The following is an 18,438-nucleotide window of genomic DNA, read 5'->3' on the forward strand; positions in this document are numbered from 1 at the left end:
GGCCATGACGCCTTTCCAGCGCTACATCGCCGAGGAGATCGCGGTGGACCACGCCGACGGTCTGCTCACCCGCCGCGAGGCGCTGCGACGGCTGGGGCTGCTGGGACTCACCCTCACCGCGGCGTCCTCGCTGCTCGCCGCCTGCGCAAACGAGAACGGCTCGCCCGCAACGCCTTCCGAGACCCCGGGAGCGCCCTCGGGCACTCTGGCCCCGACGTCGCCGGTGGCGCCGCCGGGCAGCGCAGATGCCGTTGCGACGGAGGCGATCACGTTCCCCGGCCCGGACGGGCGGACGCTGCAGGGTGCGTGGGCGCCGGCGGCGGACCCGCGGGGCGCCGTGCTCGTGGTCCACGAGAACAAGGGGCTCAACGACCATATCCGATCGGTGGCCGGGCGCCTGGCGGGGGCGGGCTACTCGGCACTCGCGATCGACCTGCTCTCCGAGGAGGGGGGCACAGCGTCGTTCGCCGACCCGGCGCAGGCCACGGCCGCACTGAGTACCGTTCCGCCGCAACGATTCTCCCAGGACATGCGCTCGGGCATCGACGAGTTGACGCGACGGGTGCCCGACCGGCGCATCGGGGCCGTGGGGTTCTGCTTCGGCGGCGGCATGACGTGGCTGCTGCTGACGACCGGCGACCCGCGCCTCGCGGCGGCCGTCCCGTTCTACGGACCGCTGCCCGACGGCGCCGACTTCGCCGGGTCGCGGGCCGCCGTCCTCGCGGTCTACGCCGAACTCGACCAGCGGGTGAACGCGTCGCGGGACGCGGCGACCGCCGCCCTCGAGCGCGCGGGCCTGGTGCACGAGGTGGTGACCTACCCCGGCGCCGACCACGCGTTCTTCAACGACACCGGACCGCGGTACAACGCGGACGCGGCCGCGCAGGCATACGACCGCATGCTCGCCTGGTTCGGGACACACCTCGGCTGACCCCTTCCGAAAACTTGTAACGTGTTCTAGTGTTCGAGGTCACAGCCCCGGTGGCCGGAAGGAGAGCGCGTGAGCATCGACCCCGACGCGTCGGCGCACGGCGCCCAGGACGGCTCCGCCCACGATGTCGAGGTCGCGCACCCCCGCGACTCCCGCCGGGATCCCGGACAGGTCCGCGAGAACCTGCAGCGCTGGCTCGCCACCAAGGTCACCGCCCCCGTCGTCGAGAACGTGCACCTCCCCGAGACCACCGGCATGTCCAGCGAGACGCTGCTGTTCGACGCCCGCTGGGACGGCACCGACCATCCGCTCGTCGCCCGCGTCGCCCCCGCCGACACCACCGTGCCCGTCTTCCCCGCCTACGACCTCGAGGGTCAGGCCCGGGTCATGCGCGCCGTCGGCGAGCACTCCACCGTCCCCGTCCCCCGGGTGCACTGGTACGAGCCCGATCCCGCGCCGCTCGGGGCCCCGTTCTTCGTCATGACCCGGGTGGCGGGCCGGGTGCCACCGGATGTCATGCCGTACAACTTCGGCTCCTGGGTCACCGAGGCCGGCGACGCCGAGCGTGCCGCCATGCAGGACGCGTGCGTCGACGTGCTGGCCCGGATCCACGACGTCGCCCCAGTGGCCGCCGGGCTGGGACCGGCCGGCACCGTCACCGACGCCGTCCGGGCGCACCTGGACCGGCAGCACTCCTACTACGAGTGGACGACCCGCACCGGTGGTCCCCGCTCCCCGCTCGTCGAACGTGCGCTCGCCTGGCTCGACGCCCGTTGCCCCGACGACCGCTCGCCCGCGGTGCTGTGCTGGGGCGACGCGCGGATCGGCAACATCCTGTTCGACGGTTTCCGGCCCGTCGCGGTGCTCGACTGGGAGCTGGCCACCCTCGGCGCCCGCGAGATGGACCTGGCCTGGATGACGTTCCTGCACAGGTTCTTCGAGGACATCGCCGCCGCGGCCGGGCTGCCCGGCCTGCCGGGCTTCCTGCGCCTCGACGACGTCGCCCGCGCATACGCGCAGCGCACCGGCCACGTCCCGCGCGACCTGCACTTCTACACCGTCCACGCGGCGCTGCAGCACGCGATCATCATGCTGCGCATCCACACTCGCGCGGTGCATTTCGGCCAGGCGCAGCCACCCGGCGATCCCGACGACGCGATCATGCACCGCGCCGCCCTCGAAGCCATGCTCGACGACACCGATCGGCAGGGGGCGGCGCCGTGAGTTCCCTCTCCCCCCTGGACGACTACCCCGTCCACCAGACGGCCGAACCGATCCGGCGCGTCGCCACGTCCGACCGCAACTTCTACGACCGGTACTACTTCAACTGCTACCCCGCCGACACCACCGACCTGTTCCTGATCGTCGGCATGGGCCAGTACCCGAATCTCGGTGTGGCCGACGGTTTCGCGGTGCTGCGCCGCGGCGACGACCACCTCGTCGTGCGGGCCTCGCGGGCCCTGGGGACCGATCGCACCGACACCACCGTCGGCCCGCTGCGGGTGGAGGTGCTCGAGGGGCTGCGGCGGCTGCGGGTGGTGCTCGAGCCCGGCCATGCCGAAACCGCCGACCTGTCCTTCGATCTCACGTTCGACGGGGTCGTCCCCGCCACCGAGGAGACCCCGCAGCGGCTGCGCCGGCTCGAGCGCGTCGTCATGGACACCTCCCGGTTCGTGCAGACCGGCCGGTGGTCGGGCACCCTCACCGTCGACGGCCGGACCCGGCAGGTGGACCCGGGCACGTGGCTCGGCAACCGCGACCGCTCCTGGGGGGTGCGGCCCGTCGGGGAACCCGAGCCGCCCGGGCGCACGGCCCACGAGGGCACGCCCGGATTCTTCTGGATCTACTCGGTGATGCAGTTCGACGACGACACGATCGTCACTATCGTGCAGGAGGACGACCACGGCCGCCGACTGGTCGAGGAGGCGGTCCGGATCCGGCCCGGCGCCGAGCCCGAATGGCTGGGCCGGCCGGAACATCGGCTGGTGTTCGCGCCGGGCACCCGCAACGTCACGGGGGCGACGCTGACGTTCCACCGGCCCGGCTGCGAGGCGGTGACCGTCGAATGCAAACTGCTGGTGCCGAACCTGCTCGGCATCGGCACCGGGTACGGACTCGAACAGGACTGGCGGCACGGCATGTGGCAGGGCGAACTGGTCGTGCAGGCGCTGCGCCGCGATGTCCGGGAGATCGATCCGGCGCTGCTGATGTTCTGTCCCACCGACCATCTCGCGCGGTTCCGGATCGCCGGGTCGGACACCGTCGGCACCGGACTGTTCGAGGTCGCCGTGATCGGACCGCACCGGCAGTACGGCTTCACCGGGTTCGCCGACACCTACCCAGCGCACGACAACGACCGAGCGACATCCGACCAGTAGGAAACCAGGACCGTTGAGGAAAGAGAACATGACCGACTACGACAAGCTGTTCATCGGCGGCCGCTGGGTCGCCCCGTCGACCGACGAGCGACTCGAGGTGTTCTCGCCGGCCACCGAGGAACGCGTCGGTTCGGTGCCGGTCGCCGGGCCGGCGGACATCGACGCCGCCGTCGCCGCGGCCCGTGCCGCCTTCGACGACGGACCGTGGCCCCGCACCTCACCGTCCGAGCGGGCCCAGGTACTCGCCAAGGCCGCCAAGCTGCTCGAGGAGCGCAGCGCCGACCTCGCCGCGTCGCTGTCCGCCGAGATGGGTCAGCCGCCCGCCTCCGTGCAGATGATGCAGGTGACGCCGTCCCTGGCGACCATCAACTACTATGCGGGACTTGCCGATTCGTTCCCGTGGACGGAGGAGCGCACCGGCGCCTTCGGACGCTCCCGGGTGACGCGCGAACCCGTCGGCGTGGTCGCCGCCGTCATCGCCTGGAACGTGCCGCTGTTCCTGATGATCAACAAGCTCGGCCCGGCCCTGCTCGCCGGCTGCACCGTGGTCCTCAAGCCCGCGCCCGAGTCGCCGCTGACCACCAACGCGGTCGCGGAGATCTTCGCCGAGGCCGGGCTGCCAGAGGGCGTGCTGTCGCTCGTCCCGGGCGGCGCCGAGACCGGCGAGTACCTCGTCTCGCACCCCGACATCGACAAGATCACCTTCACCGGCTCGACCGCCGTCGGCAAGCACATCGGCGAGATCGCGGCCCGGAACCTCAAGCGCTGCTCCCTCGAGCTCGGCGGCAAGTCCGCCGCCATCGTCCTCGAGGACGCCGACCTCGACTCGACCGTCGCGATGCTCGTGATGTCGGGCCTGATGAACACCGGGCAGGCCTGCGTCGGCCAGACCCGCATCCTGGCGCCGCGCTCGCGCTACGACGAGGTCGTCGAGAAGATGGTGGCGACCGCGGCCTTCTTCCCCGTCGGCATGCCCGACGACGCGGCGGCGCAACTCGGGCCGCTGATCTCCGCGAAGCAGCGCGACCGCGTCGAGGGCTACATAGCCAAGGGCACGGAGGAGGGCGCGCGGCTGGTGCTCGGCGGCGGCCGGCCCGCCGGGCTCGACAAGGGCTGGTTCGTCGAGCCGACGATCTTCGCCGACGTCGACAACTCCATGACCGTCGCGCGCGAGGAGATCTTCGGTCCCGTGCTGTGCGTGATCCCCTACGACAGCGTCGACGAGGCCGTCGAGATCGCCAACGACTCCGACTACGGCCTCGCCGGCTCGGTGTACACCACCGACGTCGAGAAGGGCCTCGAGGTGGCGTCGCGGGTGCGCACCGGCACCTACGGCATCAACTGGTACGCCTTCGACCCGGGCTCGCCGTTCGGCGGCTACAAGAATTCCGGCATCGGCCGGGAGAACGGCCCCGAGGGCCTCGAGGCGTTCTGCGAGACCAAGTCGGTGCTGTACCCGCCCGGCTACGGCGCCTGAGTTCGTAGGTGGCCGAATGTCACATCGCGTCGGTTGGATAGACGCGATGTGACATTCGGCCCGGCCGGCTGCGGGTGCCGGCGAGACCTCAGATGTACATCGCAGGATCGATGTAGCAGGCCGGGTCCACGAGTTCCTCGTGCTGCTTGCGGGGGCGGATCGTCGCCGGGATGCCGACGGCGATCGAATCGGCGGGCACGTCGCGCGTGACCACCGCGTTCGCGCCGATCGCGACGTCGTCGCCGATCACCACCGGCCCGAGGACCTTCGCCCCCGCGCCGATGGTGACCCGGTTGCCGATGGTGGGGTGCCGCTTGGTCCGCGCCAGCGACCGCCCGCCGAGCGTGACGCCGTGATAGATCATCACGTCTTCGCCGATCTCGGCGGTCTCCCCGATCACCACGCCCATGCCGTGATCGACGAAGAAGCGCCGTCCGATCGTCGCGCCGGGGTGGATCTCGATGCCCGTGAGGAAGCGGGTGAACTGCGCCAGGATGCGGGCCGGTCCCCGCAGCGCCGGCCGCGCCCACATCCGGTGTGCGAGCCGATGCGACCAGATCGCGTGCAGCCCCGAATACACGAGGGCGTTCTCCATGTCACCGCGCGACGCCGGATCGTGGCCGCGGGCCGCCTGCAGGTCTTCCCGGAGGGTGCGCAGAACACTCACGATGCGTTCAGTCCCGGATGTGCTCGAACAGCGGAGTGGAGATGTACCGCTCACCGAAGTCGCAGACCACGGCGACGATGAGCTTGCCGGCGTTCTCCGGACGCTTCGCCAGCTCCAGAGCGGCCCACACGATCGCGCCGGACGAGATGCCGCCGAGAATGCCCTCCTGCGTGCCGAGATCCCGGCCCACGCGGACGGCGTCGTCGAACGAGACGTCGACGATCTCGTCGTAGACCTCGCGGTCGAGCACGTCGGGCACGAAGTTCGCGCCGATGCCCTGGATCTTGTGCGGGCCCGGCTGTCCGCCGGTGAGGATGGGCGAATCGATGGGTTCGACGCCGACGATCTTCACCTCCGGCTTGTATTCCTTGAGCCTGCGGCCCGCGCCGGTGATCGTGCCGCCGGTGCCGATGCCGGCGACGAAGATGTCGACCGCGCCCTCGGTGTCCTTCCAGATCTCCTCACCGGTGGTCTGGTAGTGGATCTCCGGGTTCGCCGGGTTGGCGAACTGGCGGGCGAGGACCGCGTTCTCGGTCTTCGCGACGATCTCCTCCGCCTTCGCGACCGCGCCGGCCATGCCCTCGGAGCCGGGGGTCAGGACGATCTCCGCGCCGAACGCCCGCAGCATCACGCGACGCTCGGTGGACATCGTCTCGGGCATCGTCAGGATGACCTTGTAGCCGCGCGCGGCACCGACCATCGCCAGCGCGATACCGGTATTGCCGCTGGTCCCCTCGACGATGGTGCCACCGGGGCGCAGCTCACCGGACTTCTCGGCGGCGTCGATGATCGCCACGCCGATCCGGTCCTTGACGCTGTTGGCCGGGTTGTAGAACTCGAGCTTGACCGCGACCTGGGCGCCGAGACCCTCGGTCAGCCGGTTCAGCCGCACGATCGGGGTTCGCCCGACCAGCTCGGTGACATTGTTGTAGATACCGCTCATGGGCCCGATCCTCCTCCCGGTCGCAGTGCCGACCGGATTGGTTCCGTCGTCACCTATTGCATCATTCCGGCGGATGTCCGATTCACGTGGGGAGCCGCACAGCGGTCCGGCCGCCCCGGGATCCACCGGTTTGCCCACCCTGCTCCCGCGGGTAGCCGACATCATGACTCGTCACCGGCACGCCCGGAACGTCGCCGGCCGGCCGGTCGCAGCCCTGCAGGACAGCACCCCGCTGTGGTAGGGCGTCGCCCACCAGACCCGGCACGGGGCAGGCCCGCCCGCGCCCGGAAGGAGAAACCCGTGTTCGACATCGTCAAGACCGTGGAGAGATCCGGGCGGCAGATCGAGGGGGTCGTCCGTCGCGTCGTCGAACGCACCGGCTCCCACCCCGGTCCCCAGCAGACCGTCACCATCGGCGCACCCCGCGAAACGGTGCAACGGTTCTGGCGCGAGCCCGCCAACCTGTCGCAGGTGTTCGGGGAGCGCACCTCCGTCGCCGCGAGCGGCCCCGACCGCCTCCGGTGGACCTTCGAACTCGGCGCCGACCCGATCACGTGGGAGACGCGCGTGCTCGAGAGCGACGGGGAACTGCAGTTCGTCGCCACCGACGCCGGCGACTCGTCGCAGCCGCCCCGGATCCTGCTGTCGTTCGCCACGGCCCCGCACGGCCTCGGCACCGAGGTGAGCATGCGGGCCGACACCCCGGTGCCCGGCCTGATCACCGGCGCGGCCACGTTCACCGCCCTGTACCGGGCCCGCGCGCTGCTGCAGACCGGCGAGATGCCGACCCTGCGCTGCAATCCCAGCGCCCGCGGCAATCCCAGCGCCCGCGGCAATGACAGCGCCCGCGGCAGCTCCGGTGCCTCCGGACGCGACTCCCGAACGGAAGGATCCCACTGATGCGAGCGCTGTGCTGGATGGGCGTGAACGACCTGTCCGTCGAGACGGTCGAGGACCCGAAGCTGCTCAACCCGCACGACGTGATCGTGGAGGTCCGCCTCACGACCACCTGCGGATCCGATCTGCATTTCATCGACGGCTATCTCCCCGGCATGCGGGAGGGCGACGTGTTCGGGCACGAGTTCATGGGCGACGTCGTCGAGAAGGGCGCGGAGGTCACCTCCGTGAACGTCGGCGACCGCGTCGTCGTGCCGTCGTTCATCGGGTGCGGCGCCTGCTGGTACTGCGACCACGACCTGTACTCGGCGTGTGACACCACCAACCCGAACGCTGCGATGCAGCAGCCGCTGCTCGGCTACCCGTCCGGCGGCATCTACGGCTACACCCACCCGTTCGGCGGGTACCAGGGTTCGCACGCGCAGTACGTGCGGGTGCCGTTCGGCGACGTCAACTGCTTTCCGATCCCCGAGGGGATCACCGACGAGCAGGCCCTGTTCCTCTCCGACGCGGTGCCCACCGGATACATGGGGGCCGACTTCTGCGACATCTCCGCCGGCGACACCGTCGCAGTGTGGGGTGCCGGGGGCGTGGGCCTGATGGCGGCCGTGAGCGCCCGGATCCTCGGCGCCGAACGAGTGATCGTCGTCGACCGCCTGGGCGAACGCCTCGACCTCGCCGCCCGGCTGGGGCTGGAGACGATCGACTACTCCGCCGAGGACAGCATGCAGGAGGCGCTGCGCGAGAGCACCGGCGGCCGCGGACCCGACGCGTGCATCGAGGCGGTCGGCATGGAGGCCCACGGCACCGGCCTGATGCAGATCTACGACCGCGTCAAGCAGGCGCTGCGGATGGAGACCGACCGCGCCACGCCGCTGCGGCAGGCGATCATGGCGTGCCGCAAGGGTGGGGTGGTGTCCGTCCTCGGGGTCTACGGACTCACCGACAAGTTCCCGATGGGCCTGCTCACCAACAAGAGCCTGACCCTGCGCACCGCCCAGCAACACGGACAGCGGTACGTCCCGCGGCTGTTCGAGCACGTGCAGGCCGGCAAGCTCGACCCCAGCCTGTTGATCACCCACGACATGTCGCTCGAGGACTCGGTGCGCGGGTACGAGATGTTCAAGGACAAGAAGGACGGCTGCGTGCGCGCGGTGTTCCGGCCGTGACTCCGGTGCCGGGCCGGCGCCCTGCAACGGGCCGAATGTCACACACATTCGATCGAATCGAACCTGTGTGACATTCGGCCCACCACCGCCGTCCCGGGGAATGTCGGAAATGTTCAATACGGCCGGCGGAGACGACGCGAGACTCGTCGCATGACGCATTCCGTGAATCCGATCCCCGCCGGCTACACCTCCCTCACGCCGTTCCTCGTCGTCGACGGCGCGGCCCGAGCCGTCGAGTTCTACCGCACGGTCTTCGGCGCCGAGGTCGTCGAACGAACCGACGGGCCCGACGGCACGATCGCGCACGCCGAACTGGACTTCGGGCACGGCCGGCTCCAGCTGAGCGACCCCGCGCCGGCCATGGGGCTGCGCGCGCCCGACGGAACGAACACCGTCGACCATTCCTACGTGCTGTACTGCACCGACGCCGACGCGACGTTCGCCCGCGCGGTCGAGCAGGGTGCGCAGGTCTTCGAGGAACCCTCGACGTTCGTCACCGGAGACCGGTTCGGGACGATCCTCGACCCGTTCGGGCACCGGTGGGCGATCATGACGCGCGTCGAGGACGTCGCGCCCGAAGAGGCACGACGTCGCATCGACGAGTGGCTCGCGAGTCAGTCGTCCTGAGCATCCCTGAAACGCCGAATGTCACATCGGATCGATACAAGCGATCCGATGTGACATTCGGTCGATCAAGGCGTCAGGCGAGGCGCTGCTTCAGGGCCTCGAACTCGTCGCGGATGCCGGAGGGCACCTTCTCGCCGAGGAACTCGAACCACTCCTCGATGAGGGGCAGCTCTTCCTTCCACTCCGCCACGTCGACCTTCAGCGCCTCGTCGACGTCGTCGCGGTCGACGTCGAGGCCCTCGAGGTCGAGGTCCGCGGCGGTCGGCACGAAGCCGATCGGCGTGGTCTGGGCGCCGGCCCGGTGCTCGATGCGGTCGACGATCCACTTGAGCACACGGGAGTTCTCACCGAAGCCCGGCCACAGGAAGCGGCCGTCGTCGCCGCGACGGAACCAGTTGACGTAGAAAATCTTCGGCAGCTTGTCCGCATCCGCGGACTTGCCGATGTTGATCCAGTGGTTCAGGTAGTCGCCGGCGTTGTAACCGATGAACGGCAGCATCGCCATGGGGTCGCGACGGACGGTGCCGACCTTGCCCTCGGCGGCGGCGGTCTGCTCGGACGACAGCGTCGCGCCGAGGAAGGTGCCGTGCTGCCAGTCGAGAGACTCGCTCACCAGCGGCACAGTCGTCTTGCGACGACCGCCGAACAGGATCGCGGAGATCGGCACACCCTGCGGATCGTCCCACTCGGGGGCGAGGATCGGGCACTGCGACATCGGCGTGCAGTAGCGCGAGTTCGGGTGCGCGGCCGGGGTGCCGGACTCGGGAGTCCAGTCGTTGCCCTTCCAATCGATGAGGTGCTCGGGATTGCCTTCCAGGCCCTCCCACCACACGTCGCCGTCGTCGGTCTGCGCGACGTTGGTGTACAGCGTGTTGCCGGCCTCCATCGTCTTCATGGCGTTGGGGTTGGAGCCGTGGTTGGTGCCGGGGGCGACGCCGAAGAAGCCGTACTCCGGGTTCACCGCATACAGCCGGCCGTCCTCACCGAAACGCATCCAGGCGATGTCGTCGCCGAGGGTCTCGGCGCGCCAGCCCGGGATGGTCGGCTGGATCATCGCGAGGTTGGTCTTGCCGCAGGCACTCGGGAACGCGGCCGCCACGTAGTAGGCCTTGTCCTCCGGCGAGATCAGCTTGAGGATCAGCATGTGCTCGGCGAGCCAGCCCTCGTCGTGCGCCATGGCCGAAGCGATACGCAACGAGTAGCACTTCTTGCCGAGCAGGGCGTTGCCGCCGTAGCCGGAGCCGTAGCTCCAGATCTCCCGGTCCTCCGGGAAGTGGGTGATGTACTTGGTGTCGTTGCACGGCCACGGCACGTCCTTCTGGCCGGGCTCGAGCGGCGCACCCACCGAGTGCAGGGCCTTGACGAACGGCTTGTCGGTGCCCAGCTTCTCCAGGGCCGCGGTACCCATGCGGGTCATGATGCGCATGGAGACGACGACGTACTCCGAGTCGGTGATCTCGACGCCGAGCTTCGGGTCGTCCGCGCCGAGCGGGCCCATGCAGAACGGCACCACGTAGAGGGTGCGCCCGCGCATGCTGCCGCGGTACAGCTCGGTCATGGTCGCCCGCATCTCGGCCGGATCCATCCAGTTGTTGGTCGGTCCGGCATCGACCTCGTTGCGCGAGCAGATGAAGGTGCGCGACTCGACGCGCGCGACGTCCGACGGGTCGGAGTTGCCCAGGAAGGAATTGGGCTTCTTCTCGTCGTTGAGGCGGGTGAAGGTCCCGGCCTCGACCAGCTGGGTGGTCAGCCGGTCCCATTCCGCGTCGGACCCGTCGGCCCAGACGACCCGGTCGGGCTGAGTGAGTTCGGCGACCTCCTGTACCCATGCGAGCAGCTCGGCGTGCTGGGTCGGGGGCTTGCCATCGGTGCCGTTCAGACCGGGAATGGTCACTGAGGTCATCAAACTCTCCTGGGGTGCGCCGGAACCGGATCCCTCCCCCGACCTGCGACGAACCGTCCCAGGGACCAGCGGCGGACCCGGACTCCCCCTCTCGGCAGGGGTACCACCCGCTTCCTCCGTGGCCGAACGGACGAGGCGGGCGCCGGATGTCCTATTCATAGAGGTTAACGCCGGACTTCGGGGTGATGGCAATCGGGGCCGGTCGGAAATGTCACAGAAACGATTCAGAGGGCGAACACAGTACCCGCCTCACACGCCCGGGGCACGGGCGATTTGCCTCACTTTCCTCGATCGAGGTGACCTTCGTCAATCCGGGTCCAGTGCTCCGCACCGTCGACGTCGCGCCGGAACTGCCACACCCCGAATCGTCCGTCGTCGCCGAGTTCGGTGACCCGGTCGAACCACCCGTCGGCGTCGGTGTCCGATGCGACGACGAGTGCGTCCGCGGTGGCGAACGTGACGGTGTCGAGCAGCCCGTCGCCGTCGACGTCCACGGCCGGCGGCAGCGCGCCCGGGCCAGCCGGGTCGAGCAGCGCGGGGGCCAGCCCCGGACCGAACGCGGGACGTCCCGGGACGGGCACGTCGGGCTCCCACACCTCGTCGTCGGTGCCGGCGAATCCGTCCACCATCGCGCGCTCCTCACTGCCGTGTCACACCATCGGACGCTGTCGTCCCGTTGGACGCGCCCGGCCGGCCGGCGGTTCCCGCCCGGGCGAGCACGGCGAGATCGCGCTCGCACGCCGCCAGCTGCCCGGCACGGTCCTCGGCGCGACGTCTCAGCTCGTCGTCGAGGGCGGCGATGCGGTCGCGCGCCGTGGCGAGCCGGGCGGTGCGCGCGACGGCGAGCGCGGACCCGAGCCGGGCCTCCGCGTCGACGATGCGCTCGAGCGCGACGGCCTCGAGCTCGGCGCGTACCTCGACGAGTTCCTCGAGCGCCCACCTGCGCATCCGGTCCCGTTCGGCGAGCCGTCGCCGCACCCGCACCAGCCACCACGCCGCCGCCGCGCCGAGCAGCAGGCTCAGCGGTACCGCCGCCAGCTCGAGCGTGGGCACCAGGGCCAGCGGGGACACCGCGACGCGTCCCAGCCCCGCCCCGGCCGACGCGCCGATCAGCACGGTGAGGCGGTCCTCCACGGGACGTCGCGGGGACGGCGGCGCGGGCCGCGGGGGCACGGTGTCCGGGCCGGCCGGTTCCGGGTCACCCGGTCCGATCCGGGCCAGCCGCTCGGTGACGACCGTGCCGACCCGGGCGTGCAGGTCGCGGACCACGTCGTCGAGCAGGTGCGGCACGTGCGCCGGGTCCACCGTCTCGATCGCGTCGCGTAGTTCGGCGGACGCCGCGCGCACGGCCGCCGCGACGGCCTGCGCGGTGTCGATGCGGGCCCGTTGCAGCTCGGCGCGGAGCCCTCCGTCGTCGGCGGGAGTGGTGGCCCGCAGGCTCCACCGCGCCCGTTCGGCGCGCAGGGCCCCGGTGTCGTCGCCGGCGCGCAGGGCAGCGATCGCCTGCACCACGAGGTGGCGGGTCTCGGCGACGACGGCGCTGCGCAGGGCCCGGCCCGCATGCGGACCCGGGACCAGCGCCGCCGTGAGCGCCTCGTGCAGGTCGACGATCCCGGATTCGAGCCGCAGCACCGCTCCCGCGTCGCCGCCGACAGCACGGGCGCGGGCGGCGAGCGACGTCCCGACGGGCAGCAATGTCACCGGACCGAGCCAAGGGGCGTGCCGTTGCAGCAGCGCGACGTCCCGCTCGTGCACCGCCCGCCAGTCCGGGTGCGCGTCGGTTCCGGTGAGCGCGCACACCACGCGGCCGCTGCCGCGCCCGGCGGACTCGAGGACGGCGAGTTCGGTCCGGCCGAGGTGGGCCGACGCCTCGAACACCATCAGCACGACGGTCGCGGGACCGTCATGGACGTAGTCGACGGCCGGGCCGAGCGCGGTGAGCTCGTCGACGAGCGCCGCGCGGCCGCAGCCGTCGACCCCGGCCACCCGGATCCGCGGCGGGTCCGACGTGGCGTGCAGCCGCGCCCATCCCTCCGGGTTCCAGCGGCGCACGACGTCGCCGACGTCGGGCGGGATCACCGCGACGATCCGGTGAGGTCGTCGAGGGCGGCCTCGATGACGTCGCGGGCCCGCGGGCCGGCACCGATGCCCGCCAGGTCGCGGGCGAGCACGGCGTCGCGACGGCGGCGCGCGGAACCGAGTCGTTCGACGACCGCCGCCGGCCCGGAGCCGGGCGTGAGGACCGGCCGTCGCACGTGCGCGGCCGCGCGGGCGAACGCGGCCTCGGCATCCTCGAGTCCCTCGGTCCGATCGAGCACGACGACGAGGCGTTCGTCGTCGCGTGTGACGAGTGCCGCCGGATCGGCGGAGCGGACGAGTGCCGCCAGATCGGCGGGGTGGACCCGCGCCGCGAGCACGAGGAGGACGACATCCGCGTCGAGGACCGGTTCGGGCCGGTCCGGCGAGTCGAGCTCCACGGTGTCGACCAGTGCCGACGCCGCGACCGCCGCCTCGACGGCTGCGCGGAGCGCGGGACGGACGGCGCCGCCGCGACCGGCGATCTGCACTCGCAGTGGGGCGTCGTGCCGGTCGAGGGCGCGCTGCACCTGTCGGCCGGCCCGGGCGTCGAACCGGCCGATGTCCTCGACGATCTGCCGCCACCGCGCGTGCGCGGCCCCCGCATCCCCCACCATGACCACCCCCGTGTGTCGCCGCCGATTCTGGCAGAGGCTGCCGTCGACGGCAGCGGCCCGGGGGCGGGCACCCTGAGAAAACCCGGCACCCTGAGAAAACACTGTGGTCACTTCAGTCCCTCCTGCCACACACCCTCCCGATACGCGACAATGGTCGGGTGAACGACGCCGATCTGGACACGACCGAGACGCTGGAGCAGCGCCCGACCCGAGGAAACCGTCTGTACCCGCGGGTGACGAGTTTCCGCTCGCGGCGGGGCGCGCTGACGCTCCCGCAGCAGGAGTCGTGGGACCGCTGCTGGCCCGAGCTGGGCCGCGACGTCGGCGACGACCGGCTCGACGTCGACGCCTGGTTCGGCCGCTCGGCGCCGGTCGTCCTGGAGATCGGCTCCGGCACCGGAACGGCCGCGGTGACGATGGCCCGGACCGAACCGCACGTGAACCTCATCGCCGTCGAGGTCTACAAGCCCGGAATCGCGCAGACGCTGCAGCAGATCGAACGGACCTACGACACCGACACGCCGATCCGGAACCTGCGGATCCTGCGCGGCGACGCGGTCGAGGTACTCGAGCACATGGTGGCCCCCGAGTCGCTGACCGGGGTGCGGGTGTTCTTCCCGGACCCGTGGCCCAAGGCCCGCCACCACAAGCGCCGCCTGCTGCAGCCGCCGACGTTCGCCCTGATCGCGAGCCGGCTGCAGCCGGGCGGCGTGTTGCACGTCGCGACGGACCACGCCGAGTACGCCGAGGCCATCGCCGAGGCGGGCAACGCCGAGCCGTTGCTGACGACGCTCGACTGGGAGTCCCCCATCAGCCACGAGCGCCCCGTCACGAAGTTCGAGGACAAGGCGCAGCGGGTGGGCAGCAGCATCACGGAGCTGGTCTGGGGGAAGATCAGGGCATGAGCGTCCACGAAGAACTGTCCGACGTGTCCGCGGCCCCCACGACGGACGGCACCGAGCGGCACGAGCGGGTGCTGCTCGTGTGGGACGCGCCGAACCTGGACATGGGTCTCGGTGCCATCCTGGGCGGCCGGCCCACCGCCGCCTACCGGCCGCGGTTCGACGCGCTCGGACGGTGGCTGCTCGGCCGCACGTCCGAGCTCTCGCGCACCACGACGGCCACCCTCGACCCCGAGGCGACGGTGTTCACGAACATCGCGCCGGGCAGCGCCGACGTCGTGCGCCCGTGGGTCGAGGCGTTGCGCAACGTCGGCTTCGCGGTGTTCGCCAAGCCGAAGATCGACGAGGACAGCGACGTAGACTCCGACATGTTGCGGCACATCGCGCTGCGACGCAGTGAGGGTCTGGCGGGGGTGATGGTCGCCTCCGCCGACGGGCAGGCGTTCCGGGAACCGCTCGAGGAGATCGCCGCGACCGGCGTGGCGGTGCAGGTCCTCGGTTTCCGCGAGCACGCCAGCTGGGCGGTCACGTCCGAGGTGCTCGACTTCGTCGACCTCGAGGACATCCCGGGGGTGTTCCGTGAGCCGCTGCCACGCGTGAGCCTGGACTCGCTGCCCGACGAGGGCGCCTGGTTGCAGCCGTTCCGACCGCTGTCCGCCCTGCTCGTGGGCCGCAAGAGCGTGGCCGAATAGGAGAGTTTCGTGTTCGACCGCTGGGGAGAGCTCGTCCACCGTGCGCGCTTCACCGTCATCGCGGTGATGGTGGCCGGTCTGCTCGGGCTCGCCGGGTACGGCGCGAGCCTGAACGATCATCTCAGTCAGAGCGGCTGGGACGATCCCGGCTCGGAGTCCGTCGCTGCGGCGAAGCTGGCCGACGGCACCTTCGGCCGCGACACGAACGGCGACGTCCTGGCGTTGTACACGGCGCCGGAGGGCAGGACGGTCGACGATCCGGAGTTCGCGGCGAAGGTCAAGGACAGTCTCAACTCGCTGGTCGCGGACCATCCGGATCAGATCCTGAAGATCAACGGTGCGTACTGGCCGACGAACGGCGCCCCGGCGGTGCCGGCGCTGGCGGACCAGTCGCGGCAGCACGCCGTGGCGTCGGTCGCCATCGCGGGCGACAACGACACCGAGCTGACCAACAACTTCCGCGACGTGAAGGACGAGTTCCTCATCGACGGGGTCGACGTACAGCTCGCCGGCCTGCAACCGATCTCCGGCGCCCTCAACGACACGATGGCGCAGGACATCAAGCGCATGGAGCTCCTCGCCATCCCGGCGGTCGGAATCCTGCTGTTCTTCGTCTTCGGCGGCGTGATCGCGGCCGCGATGCCGCTGATCACCGGCGGCCTGACGGTCGTCGCCGCGAACGGCATCGTGCGGCTCATCACGAACTTCACCGAGGTCAACTCGTTCGTCGCGCCCGTGGTCTCGCTGATCGGCCTGGGCCTGGCGATCGACTACGGCCTGTTCATGGTGTCCCGGTTCCGCGAGGAACTCGCCGAGGGCTACGCCGCGTCCGCCGCCGTGCGCCGCACGGTGATGACGGCCGGGCGCACCGTGGTGTTCTCCGCCACGATGGTCGTCACCAGCCTCGGCGGCCTGCTGCTGTTCCCGCAGGGCTTCCTCAAGTCCGTCGCGTACGGCGCGATCGCGACGGTGACGCTGGCGGCGATCACCTCGATCACGCTGCTGCCCGCCATGCTCGCCATCCTCGGCCGGAACATCGACAAGTGGGGCTGGTCCCGGTTCGGGCAGATCCAGTCCAACGAGCAGGTCGAGAACAGCATCTGGGGACGGATCACCCGGTGGGTGATGCGCAACCCGCTCAAGGTCACCATCCCCACGGTGATCGGCCTGCTGCTGCTCATCGTGCCGCTGACCGGCATCAAGTTCGGCGGCATCAACGAGACCTACCTGCCGCCCGACCATCCGACGCGGCTCGCCCAGGAACAGTTCGACGAACTGTTCCCCGGCCAGCGCGCGGAGCCGGTGCGCATCGTCGTCCGCGGCGCCGAGGGCGGCGACCTCAACGAGATCATCCAGACGGCCAGCGCGGCCCCCGGCCTGGTGGAGAAGTTCACCATCGAGGGTCCCGCCCGGGACGGCGTCCGCGTCGTCAAGGCCGGGCTCGAGGACCGCAACAACTCCGCCGAGACCATCGACTACCTGCATGCGGCGCAGTGGCCCGACGGCGTGGAGGTGCTCGTCGGCGGCACACCGGCGATCGAACAGGATTCGATCGCCGCGCTGATGAACACGCTGCCGCTGATGGTGACGGTGGTCGTCGTGCTCACGACCCTGCTGATGTTCCTGGCGTTCGGGTCGCTGGTGCTGCCGATCAAGGCGGCGCTGATGAGTGCGCTGGGCCTCGGCTCCACCCTCGGCATCCTGACGTGGATCTTCATCGACGGTCACGGGGCCGGGCCGCTGAACTTCACGCCCGGTCCCATCATGTCGCCGGTGCTCGTGCTGATCATCGCGATCATCTACGGCCTGTCCACCGACTACGAGGTCTTCCTGCTCTCCCGCATGGTCGAGGCCCGCTCGCAGGGGGCGAGCACCACCGAATCCATCCGGATCGGCACGGCGCACACCGGCCGCATCATCACGGCCGCGGCGCTGATCCTGATCGTCGTCACCGGCGCCTTCGGCTTCTCCGAACTGGTGATGATGAAGTACATCGCCTACGGCATGATCGCGGCCCTGATCATCGACGCCACGGTGATCCGCATGCTGCTCGTGCCGGCGACGATGAAACTGCTCGGCGACGACTGCTGGTGGGCACCGGCGTGGATGAAGCGGATCCAGGCCAGGATCGGGCTCGCGGAGCCGATCCTCGACAACGAGCTCATGCCGCAGGACGTGCCGGAGCTGATCACGGTCGGCATGTTCGGTCCGGCGACCGTCGCGGCCACCGGGTCGCACCGCCTGCCCACCGTCGCCGGCGTCGCCACGGACGATCCGATGACGCAGCCGCTGCCGAAGATCGCCGCACCCCGCTCGGCCGCCGAGCAGCGGCGCGTCCGCGACCTGCAGCCGCCACCGCGCCGGTCGGCCCCGCCACGCGCCCCGCGCCCGGCCGAGCCACCGGCACGGGCACCGGAGGACCGGGACCGGCCGCCCCGGCGTCGTCCGGCCGGGGCGACCCCGGCAGCTCCCGGGGCACGGCCGCAGCAGCCGGCGCCGGCGGCGCAGAATCCCTCGGGTCGGATCCCGGCGCCGAATCGGCCCGCTCCCCCGCAGGACCGTCCCCGCCCGCCGGCACCCGAGCCGCAGCAACCGCGCACCGAGCGGCCACCGGCCCCGCAACCGCAGGCGCAGGGTCCCCTGCCCCAGCGCCCCCGCCCGCAGCAGGCGCCGTCCCAGCAGACACCGTCCCAGCAGACACCGTCCCAGCAGGCGCCGTCTCAGCCCCCGAGAGAAGTGCCGGGCCAGGTCCCGCCCGTGCAGGACCAGCGGTCCTCCCCGCCCGCCACGCCGCCGCTGCCCCGCCGGCAGCGCGGCGACGTGCCGCCCCCGGTGACCCAGACGTACGTGCGGCCGCAGGTTCAGCCGCAGCCGCGCTCGTCCGGCGCGCCCACCCGGGACCCGCAGGCAATCGAGAACTGGCTCTCGCAGCTGCGACGGGCCAACCCGCGGACGGCGGATCAGCCGGTCGCGGGCGAGCGGCCGTCGACGACGCCTCCGGCGCAGGACAGCGCCCCCGCCGGCAGGGCCGACGACGCCCCGGCGAACCGGCCGGAGACCGACGCGCAGGATTCGCAGCGCGGCCGGCACGGCGGTGCCGAGAACAGCCAGTCGATCAGCGTGAGTGAACTCATCGCGCGGCAGCGCCGCCGCTGACCG

General features: G+C 71.1%; 17 protein-coding genes. 11 read left to right on the top strand and 6 right to left on the bottom strand.

Translation table 11 applies throughout. The annotated features are described in order from the left end of the window. The first annotated feature begins 4 nt into the window (after nucleotides 1-4). The 4 genes from ISO16_RS12575 (at nucleotide 5) to ISO16_RS12590 (ending at nucleotide 4,786) form a co-directional block, all read left to right on the top strand. Nucleotides 5-931 (top strand): dienelactone hydrolase family protein, encoded by a 927-nt coding sequence (locus tag ISO16_RS12575; RefSeq protein ID WP_072636273.1) that lies wholly within the window; start codon nucleotides 5-7, stop codon nucleotides 929-931. 69 nt (nucleotides 932-1,000) lie between these two features. Continuing rightward, on the top strand, nucleotides 1,001-2,155 hold the full coding sequence (locus ISO16_RS12580; RefSeq protein WP_072636274.1) for a phosphotransferase family protein: 1,155 nt from the start codon (nucleotides 1,001-1,003) through the stop codon (nucleotides 2,153-2,155). Then, complete coding sequence (locus ISO16_RS12585) at nucleotides 2,152-3,309, top strand: hypothetical protein (protein WP_072636275.1); 1,158 nt, start codon at nucleotides 2,152-2,154, stop codon at nucleotides 3,307-3,309. Before ISO16_RS12580 ends, ISO16_RS12585 begins: the two co-directional genes overlap by 4 nt. 28 nt (nucleotides 3,310-3,337) lie before the next feature. Further along, the gene (locus ISO16_RS12590; RefSeq protein ID WP_029546090.1) at nucleotides 3,338-4,786 is read left to right on the top strand and encodes an aldehyde dehydrogenase; all 1,449 of its coding nucleotides are present in this window, start codon (nucleotides 3,338-3,340) and stop codon (nucleotides 4,784-4,786) included. Between the two features lie 88 nt (nucleotides 4,787-4,874). On the opposite strand, the gene epsC is transcribed toward ISO16_RS12590, so the two are convergent. After that, the gene (gene epsC / locus ISO16_RS12595) at nucleotides 4,875-5,453 is read right to left on the bottom strand and encodes a serine O-acetyltransferase EpsC (protein ID WP_006940242.1); all 579 of its coding nucleotides are present in this window, start codon (nucleotides 5,451-5,453) and stop codon (nucleotides 4,875-4,877) included. 7 nt (nucleotides 5,454-5,460) lie between these two features. Then, the gene (cysK, locus tag ISO16_RS12600; protein ID WP_072636276.1) at nucleotides 5,461-6,396 is read right to left on the bottom strand and encodes a cysteine synthase A; all 936 of its coding nucleotides are present in this window, start codon (nucleotides 6,394-6,396) and stop codon (nucleotides 5,461-5,463) included. A 73-nt stretch (nucleotides 6,397-6,469) separates the two neighbouring features. On the opposite strand from cysK, the gene ISO16_RS12605 reads away from it, so the two are divergent. The 4 genes from ISO16_RS12605 to ISO16_RS12620 all read left to right on the top strand — a co-directional run bounded on the left by ISO16_RS12605 (nucleotide 6,470) and on the right by ISO16_RS12620 (nucleotide 9,089). After that, nucleotides 6,470-6,637: a hypothetical protein gene (locus ISO16_RS12605; RefSeq protein WP_170913988.1), complete on the top strand. Its 168-nt coding sequence runs from the start codon at nucleotides 6,470-6,472 to the stop codon at nucleotides 6,635-6,637. Between the two features lie 59 nt (nucleotides 6,638-6,696). Further along, nucleotides 6,697-7,296, top strand: a complete 600-nt coding sequence (locus tag ISO16_RS12610; protein ID WP_072636277.1) for a hypothetical protein — start codon at nucleotides 6,697-6,699, stop codon at nucleotides 7,294-7,296. After that, entirely contained in the window at nucleotides 7,296-8,462 is a 1,167-nt protein-coding gene (locus ISO16_RS12615) for a zinc-dependent alcohol dehydrogenase (protein ID WP_072636278.1), read from the top strand. The genes ISO16_RS12610 and ISO16_RS12615 overlap by 1 nt, the downstream gene beginning before the upstream one ends. A gap of 150 nt (nucleotides 8,463-8,612) precedes the next feature. Then, nucleotides 8,613-9,089 carry a VOC family protein gene (locus tag ISO16_RS12620; RefSeq protein ID WP_029546114.1) on the top strand — a complete coding sequence of 159 codons (477 nt, stop codon included), beginning with the start codon at nucleotides 8,613-8,615 and terminating at the stop codon, nucleotides 9,087-9,089. Nucleotides 9,090-9,162: 73 nt separating this feature from the next. Here ISO16_RS12620 and ISO16_RS12625 read toward each other — a convergent pair whose 3' ends face one another. The 4 genes from ISO16_RS12625 to ISO16_RS12640 form a co-directional block, all read right to left on the bottom strand. Beyond that, on the bottom strand, nucleotides 9,163-10,992 hold the full coding sequence (locus tag ISO16_RS12625) for a phosphoenolpyruvate carboxykinase (GTP) (protein WP_029546116.1): 1,830 nt from the start codon (nucleotides 10,990-10,992) through the stop codon (nucleotides 9,163-9,165). Between the two features lie 278 nt (nucleotides 10,993-11,270). Next, entirely contained in the window at nucleotides 11,271-11,621 is a 351-nt protein-coding gene (locus ISO16_RS12630) for a DUF6802 family protein (RefSeq protein ID WP_006940234.1), read from the bottom strand. 10 nt (nucleotides 11,622-11,631) lie between these two features. Continuing rightward, nucleotides 11,632-13,071 (bottom strand): hypothetical protein, encoded by a 1,440-nt coding sequence (locus tag ISO16_RS12635; protein WP_072636279.1) that lies wholly within the window; start codon nucleotides 13,069-13,071, stop codon nucleotides 11,632-11,634. After that, the gene (locus ISO16_RS12640; protein WP_072636280.1) at nucleotides 13,068-13,685 is read right to left on the bottom strand and encodes a hypothetical protein; all 618 of its coding nucleotides are present in this window, start codon (nucleotides 13,683-13,685) and stop codon (nucleotides 13,068-13,070) included. The genes ISO16_RS12635 and ISO16_RS12640 overlap by 4 nt, the downstream gene beginning before the upstream one ends. Nucleotides 13,686-13,843: 158 nt before the next feature. On the opposite strand from ISO16_RS12640, the gene trmB reads away from it, so the two are divergent. The 3 genes from trmB to ISO16_RS12655 are packed head-to-tail and all read left to right on the top strand — an operon-like array spanning nucleotide 13,844 to nucleotide 18,435. After that, complete coding sequence (gene trmB / locus ISO16_RS12645) at nucleotides 13,844-14,590, top strand: tRNA (guanosine(46)-N7)-methyltransferase TrmB (RefSeq protein ID WP_029546125.1); 747 nt, start codon at nucleotides 13,844-13,846, stop codon at nucleotides 14,588-14,590. Then, nucleotides 14,587-15,279, top strand: a complete 693-nt coding sequence (locus ISO16_RS12650; RefSeq protein WP_006940232.1) for an NYN domain-containing protein — start codon at nucleotides 14,587-14,589, stop codon at nucleotides 15,277-15,279. The genes trmB and ISO16_RS12650 overlap by 4 nt, the downstream gene beginning before the upstream one ends. Before the next feature lie 9 nt (nucleotides 15,280-15,288). Beyond that, complete coding sequence (locus ISO16_RS12655; RefSeq protein WP_072636281.1) at nucleotides 15,289-18,435, top strand: MMPL family transporter; 3,147 nt, start codon at nucleotides 15,289-15,291, stop codon at nucleotides 18,433-18,435. The last annotated feature ends 3 nt before the right edge of the window (nucleotides 18,436-18,438 follow it).

Origin of the sequence: Rhodococcus sp. M8 (assembly GCF_015654185.1) — a bacterium.
GTDB classification, from domain to species: domain Bacteria; phylum Actinomycetota; class Actinomycetes; order Mycobacteriales; family Mycobacteriaceae; genus Rhodococcus; species Rhodococcus aetherivorans.

Excerpts from the sequence above, each read along its gene's own strand:
- ISO16_RS12575 (WP_072636273.1), top strand. The coding sequence starts at position 5 with ATGACGCCTTTCCAGCGCTACATCGCCGAGGAGATCGCGGTGGACCAC.
- ISO16_RS12590 (WP_029546090.1), top strand. The coding sequence starts at position 3,338 with ATGACCGACTACGACAAGCTGTTCATCGGCGGCCGCTGGGTCGCCCCG.
- cysK (WP_072636276.1), bottom strand. The coding sequence starts at position 6,396 with ATGAGCGGTATCTACAACAATGTCACCGAGCTGGTCGGGCGAACCCCG.
- ISO16_RS12605 (WP_170913988.1), top strand. The coding sequence starts at position 6,470 with ATGTCCGATTCACGTGGGGAGCCGCACAGCGGTCCGGCCGCCCCGGGA.
- ISO16_RS12615 (WP_072636278.1), top strand. The coding sequence starts at position 7,296 with ATGCGAGCGCTGTGCTGGATGGGCGTGAACGACCTGTCCGTCGAGACG.
- ISO16_RS12620 (WP_029546114.1), top strand. The coding sequence starts at position 8,613 with ATGACGCATTCCGTGAATCCGATCCCCGCCGGCTACACCTCCCTCACG.
- ISO16_RS12625 (WP_029546116.1), bottom strand. The coding sequence starts at position 10,992 with ATGACCTCAGTGACCATTCCCGGTCTGAACGGCACCGATGGCAAGCCC.
- ISO16_RS12630 (WP_006940234.1), bottom strand. The coding sequence starts at position 11,621 with ATGGTGGACGGATTCGCCGGCACCGACGACGAGGTGTGGGAGCCCGAC.
- ISO16_RS12640 (WP_072636280.1), bottom strand. The coding sequence starts at position 13,685 with ATGGTGGGGGATGCGGGGGCCGCGCACGCGCGGTGGCGGCAGATCGTC.
- ISO16_RS12650 (WP_006940232.1), top strand. The coding sequence starts at position 14,587 with ATGAGCGTCCACGAAGAACTGTCCGACGTGTCCGCGGCCCCCACGACG.